The following is a 14688-nucleotide window of genomic DNA, read 5'->3' as shown; positions in this document are numbered from 1 at the left end:
GCGATGCTCTTGTGCTGCTCGGATCACCAGCAAGCTTGCTCCTACAGGAAGGTTCCATGCGCCTGATCCTCGCTGAACCTTTCCAGTCGCTGTGGCAGGGCAAAGACCCGTTTATCGAGGTCGAGCGTCTGCAGGGCCAGGTCTACCGCGAGCTGGAAGGCCGCCGCACCCTGCGCACCGAAGTCGCCGGGCGCGGTTATTTCGTCAAGATTCACCGTGGTGTCGGTTGGGTCGAGATCGCCAAGAACCTGCTCAGCGCCAAGCTGCCGGTGCTCGGCGCGGCCCAGGAATGGCAGGCCATCCAGCGTCTGACCGAGGCGGGCGTGGCGACCATGACGGCGGTGGCCTATGGCGAGCGCGGCAGCAATCCGGCGGCGCAGCATTCCTTTATCGTCACCGAGGAGCTGGCGCCAACCACCGACCTCGAACAGCTCAGCCTGAACTGGCTGCAGCAGCCCCCTGAGCCGCTTCTGAAACGTGCGCTGATCGCCGAAGTGGCGAAGATGGTTGGCAGCATGCACCGTGCCGGGGTCAACCACCGCGACTGCTACATCTGCCACTTCCTGCTGCATACCGAAAAATTGGTAACGGCGGACGATTTCCGCCTGTCGGTGATCGACCTGCACCGCGCCCAGGTGCGCCGCACCGTGCCGCTGCGCTGGCGTAACAAGGACCTGGCCGCGCTGTATTTCTCGGCGCTTAACATCGGCCTGACCCGGCGTGACAAATTGCGTTTTCTGCGCGGTTATTTCAGCGCCCTGCAGGGCGCTCAGCCGCTGCGCACCCTCCTGCGTGATGAGGCCCGCTTGCTGGGCTGGCTGGAGCGCAAGGCAGATCGGTTGCTGGCGCGCTATGCCCGCAAATACGCACCGGGAGCGCAGGGATGAGTGGTTGGCGTCTGAATGCCGAGCTGTCTGCGCCGCTGGCGGCTGAGCTGGCCAGCCTGGAGCGGGTGTTCGCCCTGGAGGGCAAGCGCCTGACACGCGATCCGCTGTCGGAAGTGATCCTGATCGAGCGCGATGGCGTGCGCTACTACGTCAAGCGCTACTGGGGCGCCGGCAAGGGCTTGCGCCGCTACCTGGGGCGGCCGCGGGTCAAGGCCGAGTGGCAGAACCTGAAGAATTTCGCCAAGTGGGGCATTCCCACTGCGCCCATCGTCGGCTACGGCCTGGAGCGCAAGGCTGGCGCCTTCCTGCGCGGCGCGTTGATCACCCGCGAGCTGGAGAACACCCAAGACCTGGCGCTACTGGCCAAGCGCCGCGACGAGCGCTTGCGCGACCTGCAGTGGGTGGATGGTGTCAGCCGCCAACTGGCGACGGCGACCCGTGCCTTGCACGACCACCACTTCGCCCACAACGACCTGAAGTGGCGCAACCTGCTGGTCAACGATCGCGCCGAGCTGTTCCTGATCGATTGCCCGACCGGCACCTTCTGGTGGGGGCCGTTCCTGCGTTACCGCATCATCAAGGACCTGGCCTGCCTGGACAAGGTGGCCAGCCAGGTGCTGTCGCGCAGCCAGCGCCTGCGTTTCTACCTGCAGTATCGCGGTCGCCAGCGCCTGAGCGCCGGGGACAAGCGGCGGGTGAGAGAGATAGTGAAATTCTTCGAGGGCAGGGAATGAGCGACTTTATCGCCGCCGAGGATCGCGCGATCCTCGAACGCCACGGACTGGTTGATTTCGACGCGCTGTGGGCGCTCAAGCTGGAGGCGGTGGACGAGCCCAACACCGAGCGCGGCGGCTGGAGCAGCGTGTATCGCCTGGAGCTGGGCGAGACGGCCTTCTACCTCAAACGGCAGAGCAACCACCTGACCCGCAGCCTGGCGCATCCCTTCGGTGAGCCGACCTTTGCCCGTGAGTTCCGCAATATCCAGCGCTACCGCGAGCAGGGCATTCCTGCGCTGCAGGCGGCCTTCTTTGCCGAGCGGCGCTTACCCGGTGAGCGCCGCGCCATCCTGCTGACCCGTGCATTGGATGGTTGGCAGGATCTCGACCATTGGCTGCAAGGTTGGGAGAGCGTGCTCGGGTCTACTCGCCAGGCCATTTTGCGCGCCTGCGGCGAACTGGCCCGGCGCCTGCACGATGCCGGGCAGATGCATGGTTGCTTCTACCCCAAGCATATTTTCCTCAAGGCCGCCGGTGAGGGTTTTGCCGCGCAGCTGATCGACCTGGAGAAGACCCGTCCGCTGCTGTTCGGCCGACGCGACCGTATCAAGGACCTGGAGCCGCTGCTGAGGCGCGCCAGTGCCTGGAGTGAGGCCGAGGTGCGCGAGCTGCTGGCGGCCTATCTGGGCGCGGCGGGGGATCTGGAGGGCTGGTGGCAGCACCTGGGTGCTCGGCGTCGGCACAAGGAAGCACGCTGATGCGGCTTGCCCAGTTGGCCCAGGCCGGCCGTCAGCCTGCGCTGCCGCTGCGCATCGAACTGGCCGGCGAAGAGCTGGAGCTGCAACGCCTGTTGCGCGTGCTGCCGGATCAGCGCTACGTCGGTCTCGCTCTGTGGCAGGGGCGTCCGGTTCTGGCCAAACTGCTGGTCGGCGGCAAGGCCGATCGGCATTTCCAGCGCGAGCTGCAGGGCGCCCGCCTGCTCGCTGAGCAGGGGTTGCGCACGCCCGAGTTGCTGGCCCAGGGCTGGCAGGCGGGCCAGGGCGGCTGGCTGCTGTTCGACTATCTGGACGGTGCCGAAAGCTTGTGGGACGCCTGGCGTGCAGTGGAGCGTGAGCCACTGCTCAGCGACGCGCAGCAGGCCGTGCTGGGCGAGGCCCTGGCCGCGATCGCGCAGATGCACGCCAGGGGGCTGTGGCAATCCGACCTGCATCTGGACAACCTGCTGCGCCATGCCGGCTGCGTGTCGATCATCGATGGCGGCGGGGTGCAGGTCGAAGTCGCCGGGCAGCCGCTGTCGCGCGCGCGGGTGCTGGCCAATCTGGGCATGTTCTTCGCCCAGTTGCCCGCCGAGCTGCAGCCCTTCATCGAGGAACTGCTGGTGCACTACCTGCTGGCCAATGGCGAGCACGCCCTGCCGCTGGAGGCCCTGCTGGTCGAGGTGGGCAAGGTGCGGCGCTGGCGCCTGCGCGACTATATGCAGAAAATCGCCCGCGATTGCAGCCTGTTCAGCGCCCGGATCGGCGCATTCGGCTTGCGCGTGGTGCGCCGTGACTGTGCCGCCGATCTGGCGCCTCTGCTCGCTCAGCCCGATGCGTTGCTCGCCCAGGGGCGTGCCCTGAAGCTGGGCGGTTCCGCCACGGTGGCCCAGGTGCGTCAGGGCGGGCGTGAACTGGTGGTCAAGCGCTACAACATCAAGGGCCTTGCTCACTGGCTCAAGCGCTTTTGGCGCCCCAGTCGCGCCTGGCACAGCTGGCGCGAGGGCCATCGCCTGGAGCTGCTGGGTATCGCCACCCCGCGTCCGCTGGCCGTGCTAGAGCGGCGCTGGTGCTGGTTGCGCGGCCCGGCCTACCTGATTACCGAATACTGCGGCGGGCAGGATATAATCGCCCGTTTTCAGCCCTACCTGGCTCAGGATGGGCTGAGTTTGCCTCCTGAAATCGACTTGCAGGCCCTGGATCGCCTGTTCGCCGCTCTGCTGCGCGAACGCATCAGCCACGGGGATTTCAAGGGCAACAACCTGTTTTGGGATGAGGCGCGGGCTTGCTGGTCGCTGATCGACCTGGATGCCATGCAGCAACATCGCCGCGCGCGCAGCTTCGCCCGGGCCTATGCCCGCGATCGCGCGCGCTTTCTGCGCAACTGGCCGGCTGACTCACCGCTGTTCCAGCTGCTCGACGAACGTTTACCGCAGGTGCCCGGCACCTGCCCTGAATTGAGGTTTTCTCTGTGGCACTGACGATTCTTGGCCTGTCCGGCGCGCTCAGTCACGATCCATCCGCCGCCCTGTACATCGACGGCAAGCTGATCGCGGCCGCCGAAGAAGAGCGCTTCGTGCGCGACAAGCACGCGAAGAACCGCATGCCCTACGAGTCGGCCAAGTTCTGCCTGGAGCAGGCCGGGATCAAGCCGGGCGACGTCGACGTGGTGGCGATTCCGTTTGCGCCCATCAGCATCTTCGAGAAAGCCCGCTGGCAGTACGCCAAGCGCTACTGGTACGCGCCGGACCGTGCTCTCGACGCCATCCTCATGGGCAACCGCCGCTACAAGCGTTACTACAAGCACATCCAGTGGTGCCTGCAGCAGCTCGGCTTCGACCTGAAGAAGGTCAAGATCGAGCCGGTCGAGCACCACCTGGCCCACGCCGCCAGCGCCTACCACTGCTCGGGCTTTACCGAGAAGACCGCAATCCTCGGCATCGACGGCAAGGGTGAGTACGCCACCACCTTCTTCGGCTACGGCGAGAACGGCAAGATCCACAAGATCAAGGAATTCTACGACCCGGATTCCCTTGGCGGCCTGTACGGCGCGATCACCGAATTCCTTGGCTTCGAGATGCTCGACGGCGAGTTCAAGGTCATGGGCATGGCGCCCTACGGCGACGCGGCCAAGTACGACTTCTCGCGCCTGGCCAAGTTCGAGAACGGCGAGCTGATCATCAACACCGACTATGCCAACGTCATCGGCTTCCGTCGCTACAAGGAAAACGGCAAGGGCTACTACTTCTCGCCCAAGCTGATCGAGTGGCTGGGGCCGAAACGCCAGGGCGATATCGCCGACGATCCCTACATTCACTACGCCGCCAGCATGCAAGCGCTGTTCGAGAAGCTGGCGCTGGAAATGATGGATTACTACCTGGGTGACATCATCAAGGAAACCGGCAAGATCGCCTTTGCCGGTGGCTGCGCGCTGAACGTCAAGCTGAACCAGAAGATCATCGCCCGTCCGGAAGTGAAGGAGCTGTTTGTCCAACCCGCTTCCGGTGACGCCGGCACCTCGGTCGGCGCCGCCGCCTACGTCTCGCACCAGCGCGGCGTGCCGGTGGAGAAGATGGAGCACGTTTACCTCGGCCCTTCGTACTCCAACGAAGACGTGATTGCCGCCTGCGCCCGTCACCCGAGCAAGCCGGTGTTCAAGCAGATCGACAACATGCCGCAACGCATCGCCAAGATCATGGTCGACGCGAATCCGGTGGCCTGGTTCCAGGGCCGCATGGAGTTCGGCCCGCGCGCCCTCGGCGGTCGCTCGATCATCGGCTGCCCGAGCGTGGCCGGTGTGGCTGACCGGATCAACGAGCAGATCAAGTTCCGCGAGCGCTGGCGCCCCTTCTGCCCGTCGATGCTCGACACCGTCGGCCCGCAGATGCTCAAGGTCGACCACCCGAGCCCGTTCATGACCTTCACCTTCGAAGTCAACGAAGAGTGGAAGACCCGCGTAGGCGAAGTGGTGCACGAGGATGGCACCTCGCGCGCCCAGGTACTCAAACGCGAGTACAACCCGCGCTACTACGACATGATGCTGGAGCTGGAGAAGCTCACTGGCAACGGCGTGTCGCTGAACACCTCGCTCAACCGCCGCGGCGAGCCGATGATCTGCTCGCCGACCGACGCACTGAACATGTTCTACGGCTCCGACCTGCAGTACCTGATCATGGAAGACATCCTCGTGGTCAAGGACGGCAAGGACTGGTATGACAACATCTGAGGTTGCAGGGGCCGGACAGCAATGGATATTGCAGTTTTGCCATGGCTATGACGGCCCCTTCCTCGATTGCGCGCGGCAGTACGCCGCGCTGTTTGCCGGTACGCGCTACAAAGTCTGCACCGTCTACCTGACTGGTGCGCCGAGCGCGGAGGTCGAAGCCGGCTCGGTTTCCGACGAAGTTATTTTCCTCGATTACTCCAGTCGTGAGGTCCGTGGCCTCAAGCTCAAGGCGATTCGCGACCTCAAGCGCATCGCCGCTTCGCGCGATTTCAAGCTGTGTATCGCTCATCGCTTCAAGCCGATCTATATCGCCCTGCTCGGCAGCGATCTGCCGGTGTTCGGCGTGCAGCATGCCTTTGGCGTGTACCAGCGGCGCTCGCGCCAGCTGTTCATCAATTGTTTCCGCCGCCGCCTGACCTTGCTCGGTGTCTCCGATGCGGTACGCGACGATATGCGCGCCTGCTTGCCAGGGTGGCCGGCCGAGCGCATCGCGACCCTGTACAACCGCATCGATATCGCCACCGTGCAGGCTGCCCAGTGCAGTCGTGCAGTGGCTCGCGAGGCCCTGGCCCTGCCGCAGGACGCCTGGGTGATCGGCAATGTCGGCCGCCTGCACCCGGACAAGGATCAGGCCACCTTGATCCGCGGTTTCGCCCTGGCCCTGCCTGCGCTGCCGGCCGGCAGCCTGCTGGCGATCATGGGTAGCGGCAGGCTGGAAACGGCGCTGAAGCGCCTTGCCAGTGAGTTGGGCGTCAGTGAGTCGGTGCGCTTTCTCGGCCAGGTGGCAAACGGGCGTAACTACTTCAAGGCCTTCGATGTGTTCGCCCTGAGCTCCGACCACGAACCGTTCGGCATGGTCTTGCTGGAGGCCATGGCCGCCGGTGTGCCGCTGATCGGTAGCGACTGTGGCGGTGGCCGCGAGGTAGTGGCCGGCTGTGGTCAGCTGTTCCCCCTCGGCGATGCTGTGGCGCTGGCCCAGGCTCTGGTGCAGCAGGCGCAAGAACCGGCCGACCCGGCACTGCAGCAGCGGATGGTGCAGCGCTTGCTGGAGGTGTTTTCCGATGCGGCGGTGCGCCAGTGCTTCTGGGCGCTGCCGCAACTGGCGGCGCTGAGGTTGGCATGAGTGCTGACACCGTTGGCAGGCAGTGGGCGGGCAAGGCGGCAGCTCTGGATCGCTATCGCTGGTTGCTGCTGCGCGAGCGGCATGGCTGGCTCGGCAGCGCGTTACGCTTCCTGCGCGAGGCGCTGGGCGACACGCTGTTCGGTTTGCTCGCGCGCTTTCGCCTGGCGTCAGGGGCGGGTGGCGAGCCCTGCGACTTCCTGTTGCTGCAGTCGGCACCCAAGGTCATTGGCTTCCAGCGCAAGAAGCTGCTGATCGAGGCGTTGCGCAATCGTGGCCACGTCCTGATCGAAACAGCCCTGCCCGAGGCGAGCACCCTTCTGCGCGAACGCCTGCTGCGGCGGCCACCCCAGCCCGTGCCGCTGCGTTATTTCGCTTATGCGGCGCATGCCGAGTGGCTGGTTGAACATTACACGCCGAAGGTTGTGCTGAATGATCGCAACGGTAGTTTGTATTCGCCGTTCCTGCGTCTGGCGCTGAGCGCTCGGCAAGCTCTGCTGGTGCACCTGGCGCATGCCACCACGGTGGAGAGCTCACGGCGGCTGGGCATGAATGACTACGACTACTACTTCCTGTTCGGGCAAAGCTCGCTGGAAGCCCTGCAGGCGCGCGCGTTGCGTTTCGGTAGTTCTACCGCGTTGCTGGCTGGCTCGCACATGATCGATACGGCCTTCGACCTGGCCCCAGCCGATCCGGGGCGGCGGGTGCTGCTGGTACTGGGGGTCGGGCCGGACAAGGAAAAGGAGGCGGGCTACCAGCGCACCTATCGGCTGTTACGCGACTGGGCGGCACGCAATCCCGACTACCAGGTGCTGGTCAAGGCGCATCCGCGCAGCCAGGTACCGTTCTGGCAGCAAGAGGCTTCGGTGCTGGATAATGTCCAGGTGCTGCCGCGCGACTGTGGTCTGGCCGAGGCCTTGGCGTGCGCATCGGTGGTGGTCAACATCATGTCCAACGCGGTGATCGAAGCCGCCCTGGCGCGGCGCCCGCTGCTTTATGTGAATGCCAGCGATGATGCGGATATCTTCGCCCAGGAGCGCTTTCTGGGCCCTTGTGTTGCGACCCTCGAAGGCTTGCAAACAGCAGTCAGTGGGATTGAGCAGGATCATGCGGCAGCCTTGGCGCGCAGTGCCGATTTTGCCGAATATCATCTAGCCCATGGCTGCTCCGGGCTGGCCTGGAATATCCAGGCGCTAACGAACCTGCTTGAAGGTCGTCGTCCATCGGGCGTGTCCGTAGCCCTCACCTCCACCGTCGAGCAGTAACCGCATGCTGAAGGCCATCCTCTTCAACGACACGTCGCACAACAAACATTACGGCTGTCAGATCGTCGTTAAGCAGATCTATGAGCTCGCCGCGGCGGCAGGGATTCGTATCGTCAGGGCCTGTCCGATGCGCCACGATTGGCGAGACGACCCGCAGTTGCAGAAGGATATCGCCAGCGCCGATCTGTGCCTGATCAATGGCGAAGGCACGCTGCACGATGATGCGCGGGCGGCGCAGATGCTGGTGGCGCTGGCGCCGTTCTGTCGCGAACGCGGTGTGCCGTGCTTCCTGATCAATAGCGTGTGGCAACGCAATACCCAACTGATCGAGCCGGCCCGGGCGTTTAGTGGGATCTACCTGCGCGATCAGCGCAGCCAGGCTGAATTGGCTGCCGTCGGGATCGCCAGCCGAGTGGTGCCCGATCTGACCCTTAGCATGATTCCGCCGTCCTCACAGGCGCAGCGCCAGGGTTTCCTGGTCAATGGCAGCTTCTATGAGGAGCGCACTCAGGAAGCCTGGGCGGCGCTGCAGCAGGCGGCGGACCCTGCGATTGGCTACCTGAGCATCCAGGCGTTGCCGCTGATCCAAACCGGCAAGGGCTTTCCAGCTTATGTCTGGAAGAGTCTGCGCAGCCGTTTCAAGGCCTGGCGGGCGCGCCGCCAGGCGCAGCAGACAACGCTGGGAAAGACGATCGAGCGCAAGCAGATCAGGCTTCTGCGCTGGAAATACTGTGCGACCAGTGATGCCGCGTTCCTCGGGCGCCTGGCCGCTAGCCAGGGCGTCATTACCGGGCGTTTTCACTGCGTTACGCTCTGCCTGCTGACGGGCACTCCATTTTTCGCGATCGGCTCGAATACCCACAAGATTGAAGCATTGCTTGAGGCCTGCCAGTTGCAAGGCCGTGTTTACCCCGACTATGCCTCGGCGCTGGCGGCGCGTGCTGGTATTGCCTTCGACGACGCGGAGCGCCAGGCAGTGGCTAACTTCGTGCGTGGCAGTCGCCAGCAAGCCCAGCAGATGTTTGTAGAAATTGCCGAGGCTGTTGTAGCCGCGCGCTTGCCGCAAGGGCGCCCGCAATAGCCTGACGGCGGCTCGGGTCGCATGGCCCGAGTGAATGGAAGCTAGCGAGATCAAGAGATGAACAAGGTTTTATTCTTCGCCCTGGCCAAGCATCAACGCCTGTATTTCCAGCGCCTGCTCGATGAAACGGCGCTTGAGGGCAAGGTGGTGGTTCCAGCCCAGATGCCCTGGCCAAGGCCCTGGCAATTGCCGCATGTGGTCAAACGCATCAATTGGTCGCAGCTGATCGAGGAGAAGTGCCACGAGCGGCGGGTCAAGCGTAAGTACGAGGGCGGGCTGTACAAGCTGTTGCTGCGCCTGGAGCTGGCCTGGATGGCCCTGCGTGTGCAGGCTTTGCTGCTGCGCGAACAGCCCGTCAATGTGGCGATGTGGAACGGCTCGCACCGCTATTGTCAGCTGCTGTTGGCGCTGCTGCCGCAGGACTGCCAGACGTTCTTCTTCGAGAACGGCCTGCTGCCGAACACCACGACCCTGGACACCAAGGGCGTCAACTACCGCAACTCGGTGCCGCGCGATGCCGCTTTCTTCCGCGACTACCAGGCGCCGGAGGGTGCTACCAGTGCTGAGCTGGCGCTGGTGCCGCGCAAACCGCGCAATACTGGGCTGCCGGAGATCGAGCTGCCCGAGCGTTTCGTCTTTATCCCGTTCCAGGATGACCGTGATACGCAAGTGCGGCTGTTCTCCCCCTGGGTCGCGGATATGCGTCAGCTGTTTGCCCTGGGTGAGCGCCTGGTGGCAGAGACCGGTATGACGGTGGTGTTCAAGGAGCACCCGGCCAGCCGAGAGTCCTATCCGGAGCTGCAGGCACGCAGTAATGAGCGGCTGCTGTTCGCCAATGGCAACAATACCCAGGCGCTGATCCAGGCGAGCCAGTTCGTCATCACGCTGAACTCGACCGTGGGTCTGGAAAGCATCCTGCTCGGCAAGCCGGTGCTGACCCTCGGGCAGGCGTTTTTCAATATTCCGGGCCTGGTCAGCCATGCCGATTCCGCAGACGAGCTGATTGCACAGGCACGCGCGTTTCCCGACTGGTCGCTGGATGAGCGGATCCGCGAGAACTTTCTGCGCTACATGGCTGGCGAATATTGTGTCGAGGGTGGCTGGTTGAATGCCGATGTGGCGCAATTGCAGCGAGTGGCGAGTCGAATGCAAAGATTGGGGCGATAACGTGCGATTGAGTGAATGGTTGTCGCCGCAGCTGTTGTCGCGTTGGGCCGCGCTGGGCTTGCTAGTGCTGTTGTGTGGTGCATGGGTGCTGCCAAGCAGCAAGCTTTATCATCAGTCGCTTATTTTACTGTTATGGCTGCCTGCGCTGCTGGCCCTGTTCCTGCGCGATTTTCGCAAGCTGCTGAAGCAGCCGGAGCTGGTGCTGTTTATTGCCCTGTCTGCCTGGGTCATGGTCGTGCTGGTCGTGAAGGGCGGGCAGGATCCACTGGGTGAAGCCAAGCGGCCGGTTTATGTCCTGCTGTCCCTGCTTGGGGTGGTATTGGCTTCCAGAGGCCAGTGGTCGATCGAGATGCTCCTGCGTCCTGCAGCTCTGCTCGGCGGTTTATTCGCTCTGCTGTCCGTGCTTTATTTTCAGTTTGCCTCTCCGCTTCCAGCAGGCTCGCGGCTGATTGCCATCGGTCTTTGGGATAGGGCGATCATGGCTGCCCATGCAGTTGGCGCGCTGGCCGTGATTGGGGCCTTTCTCTGGCAGAAACCGCGCAGTTTCCTCTGGCTGACGCTATATGCCGTAAGTGCGCTCGGCTATCTGACGTTTCTGGGGCTTAACCAGACGCGTGGGGTCTGGCTGGCACTGTTCATGGTGCCCTTGGTTATGGCCTTTGCCCGACCAACCCGTTTGGGCGTGCTTGCGGCCATAACGGTAATTTTGCTCAGCGTGCTGGCTGCTCTTTTGATACCCGAAGTCCTGATGCAGAGAGGATTGTCGTACCGACCGGAGTTATTGGCTGGAGGGCTGCGCCACCTGCTGGAAAACTGGACGCTGGGCTTTGGCTTCAATACTTATGAGATCCTCGTGCCAAGCAGTGGGCAGGTGTTCAAACACCCGCACAATATGTACCTAGACGTGGCTATCCGCCTGGGCGTGCCGGGGCTGCTGCTGTTCGCTCTACTCTGGGGCAGCGTGGCCTGGCGGGCGTGGCAGAACAGGGCCGAGCCTTTGGGGCGGGCGTTACTGGCGCTATGGGTGTTCTCCAGTATTGCCCTGTTGACGGATGGCATCGGCCTTTGGCTCAAGCCCAATGCAGACTGGTTGATCACCTGGCTGCCCGTTGCGCTGAGCATGGTTCTCGCGGCAAGGCGGCCGGCAAGTGACGGTGTAAGCCTGCAAGCCTCAAAGGGAATATAGAGAAATGACTGTGGTGGGAAACGGGACGCCGCTCAAGTCCTTTGCAAGCTTGCGTGGTACCTGCCAGGGCGCATTGTTCATCATCGCGTCGGGGCCGTCGGTCAAAGACTTCCCGCTGCAGCGCTATGCCAGGTACCCCATGCTGGCCATGAACGGCTCAATCAGCTGCTTCGCCGAGGCCGGGATTACTCCGTATTTTTATCTCTGCGATGACAGCAGCTTCGTGCGCAATCGTTTACCTCTGCTGCTGCAGGCCACCGCGCTGGCCGCGAATCTGGCCCTGAGTCCGCGCGTGATCGAAAGTCTGCTGGAGCGTGAGCCACACGCGCTGGATGGCCGTTCGGTATATGACTTCGAGCGAGTCAATCGTCCGCCGGAAGGGGGCGAGGCGCTGGGCGACCGGGCGTTTGCTCGCATGGCGCGATGTGATGCAGATTTCGAGTGCAATTTTTCCTGGTTCCGCCAGAAGCCCAATCGCATTGGCTTCAGTCGTAATCTGGAGAAGGGTTATTTCAGTAGCAGGACCATTCCCTACGCCGGCATCCAGATGGCCTATCACCTGGGGTTCAGCCAGGTTTTCGTGGTCGGCATGGACCTGGATTCCAGCAAGGGACGCTTCTACGAGCAGGGTGGGGATGCTGTGCGCAGTCGCCTCGATGGTGACTACGACGATTACATCCTGCCGTGCTTCGAACTGATGGCTGAGCGGGTGATCAAGCCTGACTTCCAGGTCTACAACCTGTCACTGCACAGCCGCCTGCCCACCGAGCTGGTACCCAAGCTCTGCCTGGATCAGCTGGATCGCTTGCTCGCCAGCTCGTAGGCCGCCAGCAGCTCGTTCCAGGGAAACAGCGGCACCTTGCGCCGCTGCAGGTAGCTATGCAGATGGCGGAAGTTGCGCCGCACGAGCATGCGTCCCAGTGGGCGCCCTTTGAAGCGCAAATCGAGGAAATCGATAAGGCCGAAGCCGCCATCCGGGGTGTGCAGGACATTGCCCAGGTGCAGGGAGCGAAAGTAGATGCCGCGCTGATGCAGGTCATGGATATAGCCTGCCAGTTGCGGGAGCAAGGCGTCGAACTGGGGGCGTGAGTCACGAAACAGCTTGTCCAGCGGCTGACCTTCCAGGGGCTGGTAAATGCATGCACTGATGGCTTTCTTGCGTTCGATCCAGCCGAGTTCGAGTACCTGCGGGGTTTGGATGCCCAGGCTCTGCAGGCGGCTGGCATTCTCGCTGAAACGGCTGGCGTCCGGGCGCAACCTGGCGATGAGCGGATGGCGGCGGCTGCGGAATATTTTCAGAATCCGGCCATCGGCAAGCCGCACGACCTTCACGCCGTGACTGTCTTTTTCCAGCACCTCGCCCTGGCTCAGCCAATCTTGCAATTCGTTCGCTGTTACAATCCGCATCTTGTCTCTCTAGTCGTCGTACGAGGCGTGCCGAATGGCCAATTCTAACCAGCAATCCGGTCTCAAGGTTTACTTGCGGTTGCTGAAATATGTCCTGCCCTATTCCGGGCTGTTCGCGATCAGCCTGCTGGGTTTTCTGATTTTTGCCTCAACCCAGCCGATGTTTGGCTACATCCTGAAGTACTTCGTCGATGGCCTGGCCAATCCGGATGCCAGCTTTTTTGCCGCCGTGCCGTATTTGCAGGACGTGCCTTTTCTCGTCGAACTCAAGCTGGTTCAGGTCGTGCCACTGCTGATCGTACTGATCGCCCTGTGGCAGGGCGTGGGTTCCTTTCTCGGTAACTACTTTCTGGCGCGGGTCTCGCTGGGGCTGGTGCATGACTTGCGCGTCGCCCTGTTCAACAACCTCCTGACCTTGCCCAACCGTTACCTCGACAATCACAACTCCGGGCACCTGATCTCCCGCATCACCTACAACGTCACCATGGTCACCGGGGCCGCTACCGATGCGATCAAGGTGGTGGTACGCGAAGGCATGACGGTGATTTTTCTCTTCGCCTCCCTGCTCTGGATGAACTGGAAGCTGACTCTGGTCATGCTGGCCATCCTTCCGGTGATCGGGCTGATGGTCACCAGTGCCAGCCGCAAGTTTCGCAAGCAGAGCAAACAAATCCAGGTGGCGATGGGCGATGTCACTCATGTCGCCTCGGAAACCATTCAGGGCTACCGCGTGGTGCGCAGCTTCGGTGGTGAGGAATACGAGCGGGCGCGGTTCATGGCAGTTACCGATGACAATCGGCGCAAGCAGCTGCGCATGGTCAAGACAGGCGCAGTCTATACGCCCATGCTGCAGTTGGTGATCTACAGCGCCATGGCAGTGCTGATGTTCCTGGTTCTGTACATGCGCGGTGATGCATCGGCCGGCGACCTGGTGGCCTACATCACCCTGGCGGGTCTGTTGCCCAAGCCGATTCGTCAGCTGTCCGAAGTGAGTTCGACCATCCAGCGCGGGGTGGCGGGTGCCGAAAGCATCTTCGAGCAGCTCGACGAAGAGCAGGAGGTTGATCGTGGTACCGAGCAGCGCGAGCGGGTTAGTGGCCGTCTCGAGGTGCGGGACCTGACCTTCCAGTACCCGGGGGCCGAGAAAGCGGTGCTGAATAACATCTCTTTCGTTGTCGAGCCCGGGCAAATGGTGGCACTGGTGGGGCGTTCCGGTAGCGGCAAGTCGACCCTGGCCAGCCTGATTCCGCGTTTTTATCACCACGAACACGGACAGATCCTGCTGGATGACCTGGATGTCGAACAATACGCTTTGCGCAACCTGCGCCGGCATATCGCCTTGGTAACCCAGCATGTCACCCTGTTCAACGACACAGTGGCCAGTAATATCGCCTATGGTGATCTGGCCGGGGCGCCGTTGGAGGAAGTGCGCAAGGCTGCCGAGGCCGCCTTCGCTGCGGAGTTCATCGAAAAGTTGCCGCAGGGCTACGACACGCTGGTGGGCGAGAACGGCGTGCTGCTCTCCGGTGGCCAGCGCCAGCGCCTGGCGATTGCTCGTGCGCTATTGAAGAATGCGCCGCTGCTGATTCTCGATGAGGCCACTTCGGCACTGGATACCGAGTCCGAGCGGCATATCCAGGGCGCGCTGGATGAAGTGATGAAGGGGCGTACGACCCTGGTTATCGCTCACCGCCTGAGTACTATCGAGAAGGCCGACCTGATCCTGGTTATGGATCAGGGGCAGATCGTCGAGCGCGGCACCCATGCCCAGCTCTTGGCCCTGAATGGCTACTACGCCCGCCTGCACGCCCGGCACTTCGAGGAGCCGAATGAAGTTGTTGCCGATCAGGACGCCTGATGTCTCGGTTGCTGCCCAAC

The 14688-nt window shown here is 62.8% G+C and carries 13 protein-coding genes; 12 read left to right on the top strand and 1 reads right to left on the bottom strand.

The window, feature by feature from the left end; genetic code table 11:
* Window positions 1-56 precede the first annotated feature (56 nt).
* The 11 genes from rfaP to H3H45_RS02520 are packed head-to-tail and all read left to right on the top strand — an operon-like array spanning window position 57 to window position 12226.
* Window positions 57-887 (top strand): lipopolysaccharide core heptose(I) kinase RfaP, encoded by an 831-nt coding sequence (rfaP, locus tag H3H45_RS02570; protein WP_182832181.1) that lies wholly within the window; start codon window positions 57-59, stop codon window positions 885-887.
* Window positions 884-1621 carry a lipopolysaccharide kinase InaA family protein gene (locus H3H45_RS02565; protein ID WP_182832180.1) on the top strand — a complete coding sequence of 246 codons (738 nt, stop codon included), beginning with the start codon at window positions 884-886 and terminating at the stop codon, window positions 1619-1621. The genes rfaP and H3H45_RS02565 overlap by 4 nt, the downstream gene beginning before the upstream one ends.
* Window positions 1618-2361 carry a lipopolysaccharide kinase InaA family protein gene (locus tag H3H45_RS02560; protein WP_182832179.1) on the top strand — a complete coding sequence of 248 codons (744 nt, stop codon included), beginning with the start codon at window positions 1618-1620 and terminating at the stop codon, window positions 2359-2361. Before H3H45_RS02565 ends, H3H45_RS02560 begins: the two co-directional genes overlap by 4 nt.
* Window positions 2361-3839, top strand: a complete 1479-nt coding sequence (locus tag H3H45_RS02555; protein ID WP_182832178.1) for a lipopolysaccharide kinase InaA family protein — start codon at window positions 2361-2363, stop codon at window positions 3837-3839. The genes H3H45_RS02560 and H3H45_RS02555 overlap by 1 nt, the downstream gene beginning before the upstream one ends.
* Window positions 3830-5584: a carbamoyltransferase family protein gene (locus H3H45_RS02550; RefSeq protein WP_182832177.1), complete on the top strand. Its 1755-nt coding sequence runs from the start codon at window positions 3830-3832 to the stop codon at window positions 5582-5584. The genes H3H45_RS02555 and H3H45_RS02550 overlap by 10 nt, the downstream gene beginning before the upstream one ends.
* On the top strand, window positions 5571-6707 hold the full coding sequence (locus tag H3H45_RS02545; protein WP_182832176.1) for a glycosyltransferase: 1137 nt from the start codon (window positions 5571-5573) through the stop codon (window positions 6705-6707). Before H3H45_RS02550 ends, H3H45_RS02545 begins: the two co-directional genes overlap by 14 nt.
* Window positions 6704-7969, top strand: coding sequence for a capsule biosynthesis protein (locus H3H45_RS02540; protein WP_182832175.1), 1266 nt, complete (start codon window positions 6704-6706; stop codon window positions 7967-7969). Before H3H45_RS02545 ends, H3H45_RS02540 begins: the two co-directional genes overlap by 4 nt.
* Window positions 7970-7973: 4 nt before the next feature.
* The gene (locus H3H45_RS02535; protein ID WP_182832174.1) at window positions 7974-9050 is read left to right on the top strand and encodes a polysaccharide pyruvyl transferase family protein; all 1077 of its coding nucleotides are present in this window, start codon (window positions 7974-7976) and stop codon (window positions 9048-9050) included.
* Window positions 9051-9107: 57 nt separating this feature from the next.
* A complete protein-coding gene (locus H3H45_RS02530) occupies window positions 9108-10217 on the top strand; it encodes a capsular polysaccharide export protein, LipB/KpsS family (protein ID WP_182832173.1) in 1110 nt (369 codons plus the stop codon).
* Entirely contained in the window at window positions 10159-11403 is a 1245-nt protein-coding gene (locus H3H45_RS02525; RefSeq protein ID WP_182832172.1) for an O-antigen ligase family protein, read from the top strand. The genes H3H45_RS02530 and H3H45_RS02525 overlap by 59 nt, the downstream gene beginning before the upstream one ends.
* A gap of 4 nt (window positions 11404-11407) precedes the next feature.
* Window positions 11408-12226, top strand: coding sequence for a lipopolysaccharide core biosynthesis protein (locus H3H45_RS02520; protein WP_182832171.1), 819 nt, complete (start codon window positions 11408-11410; stop codon window positions 12224-12226).
* Here the strand turns inward: H3H45_RS02520 and H3H45_RS02515 are convergent.
* Window positions 12196-12810, bottom strand: a complete 615-nt coding sequence (locus H3H45_RS02515; protein WP_182832170.1) for a BUD32 family EKC/KEOPS complex subunit — start codon at window positions 12808-12810, stop codon at window positions 12196-12198. The genes H3H45_RS02520 and H3H45_RS02515 overlap by 31 nt on opposite strands.
* Before the next feature lie 34 nt (window positions 12811-12844).
* Between H3H45_RS02515 and msbA the strand changes: the two genes are divergently transcribed.
* Window positions 12845-14668 (top strand): lipid A export permease/ATP-binding protein MsbA, encoded by a 1824-nt coding sequence (gene msbA / locus H3H45_RS02510; RefSeq protein ID WP_182832169.1) that lies wholly within the window; start codon window positions 12845-12847, stop codon window positions 14666-14668.
* The last annotated feature ends 20 nt before the right edge of the window (window positions 14669-14688 follow it).

Source organism: Aquipseudomonas guryensis, from assembly GCF_014164785.1.
Taxonomy (GTDB): domain Bacteria; phylum Pseudomonadota; class Gammaproteobacteria; order Pseudomonadales; family Pseudomonadaceae; genus Aquipseudomonas; species Aquipseudomonas guryensis.
Note: the sequence above shows the minus strand (reverse complement) of the source record. Positions and strands in the feature narration are given on the sequence as shown.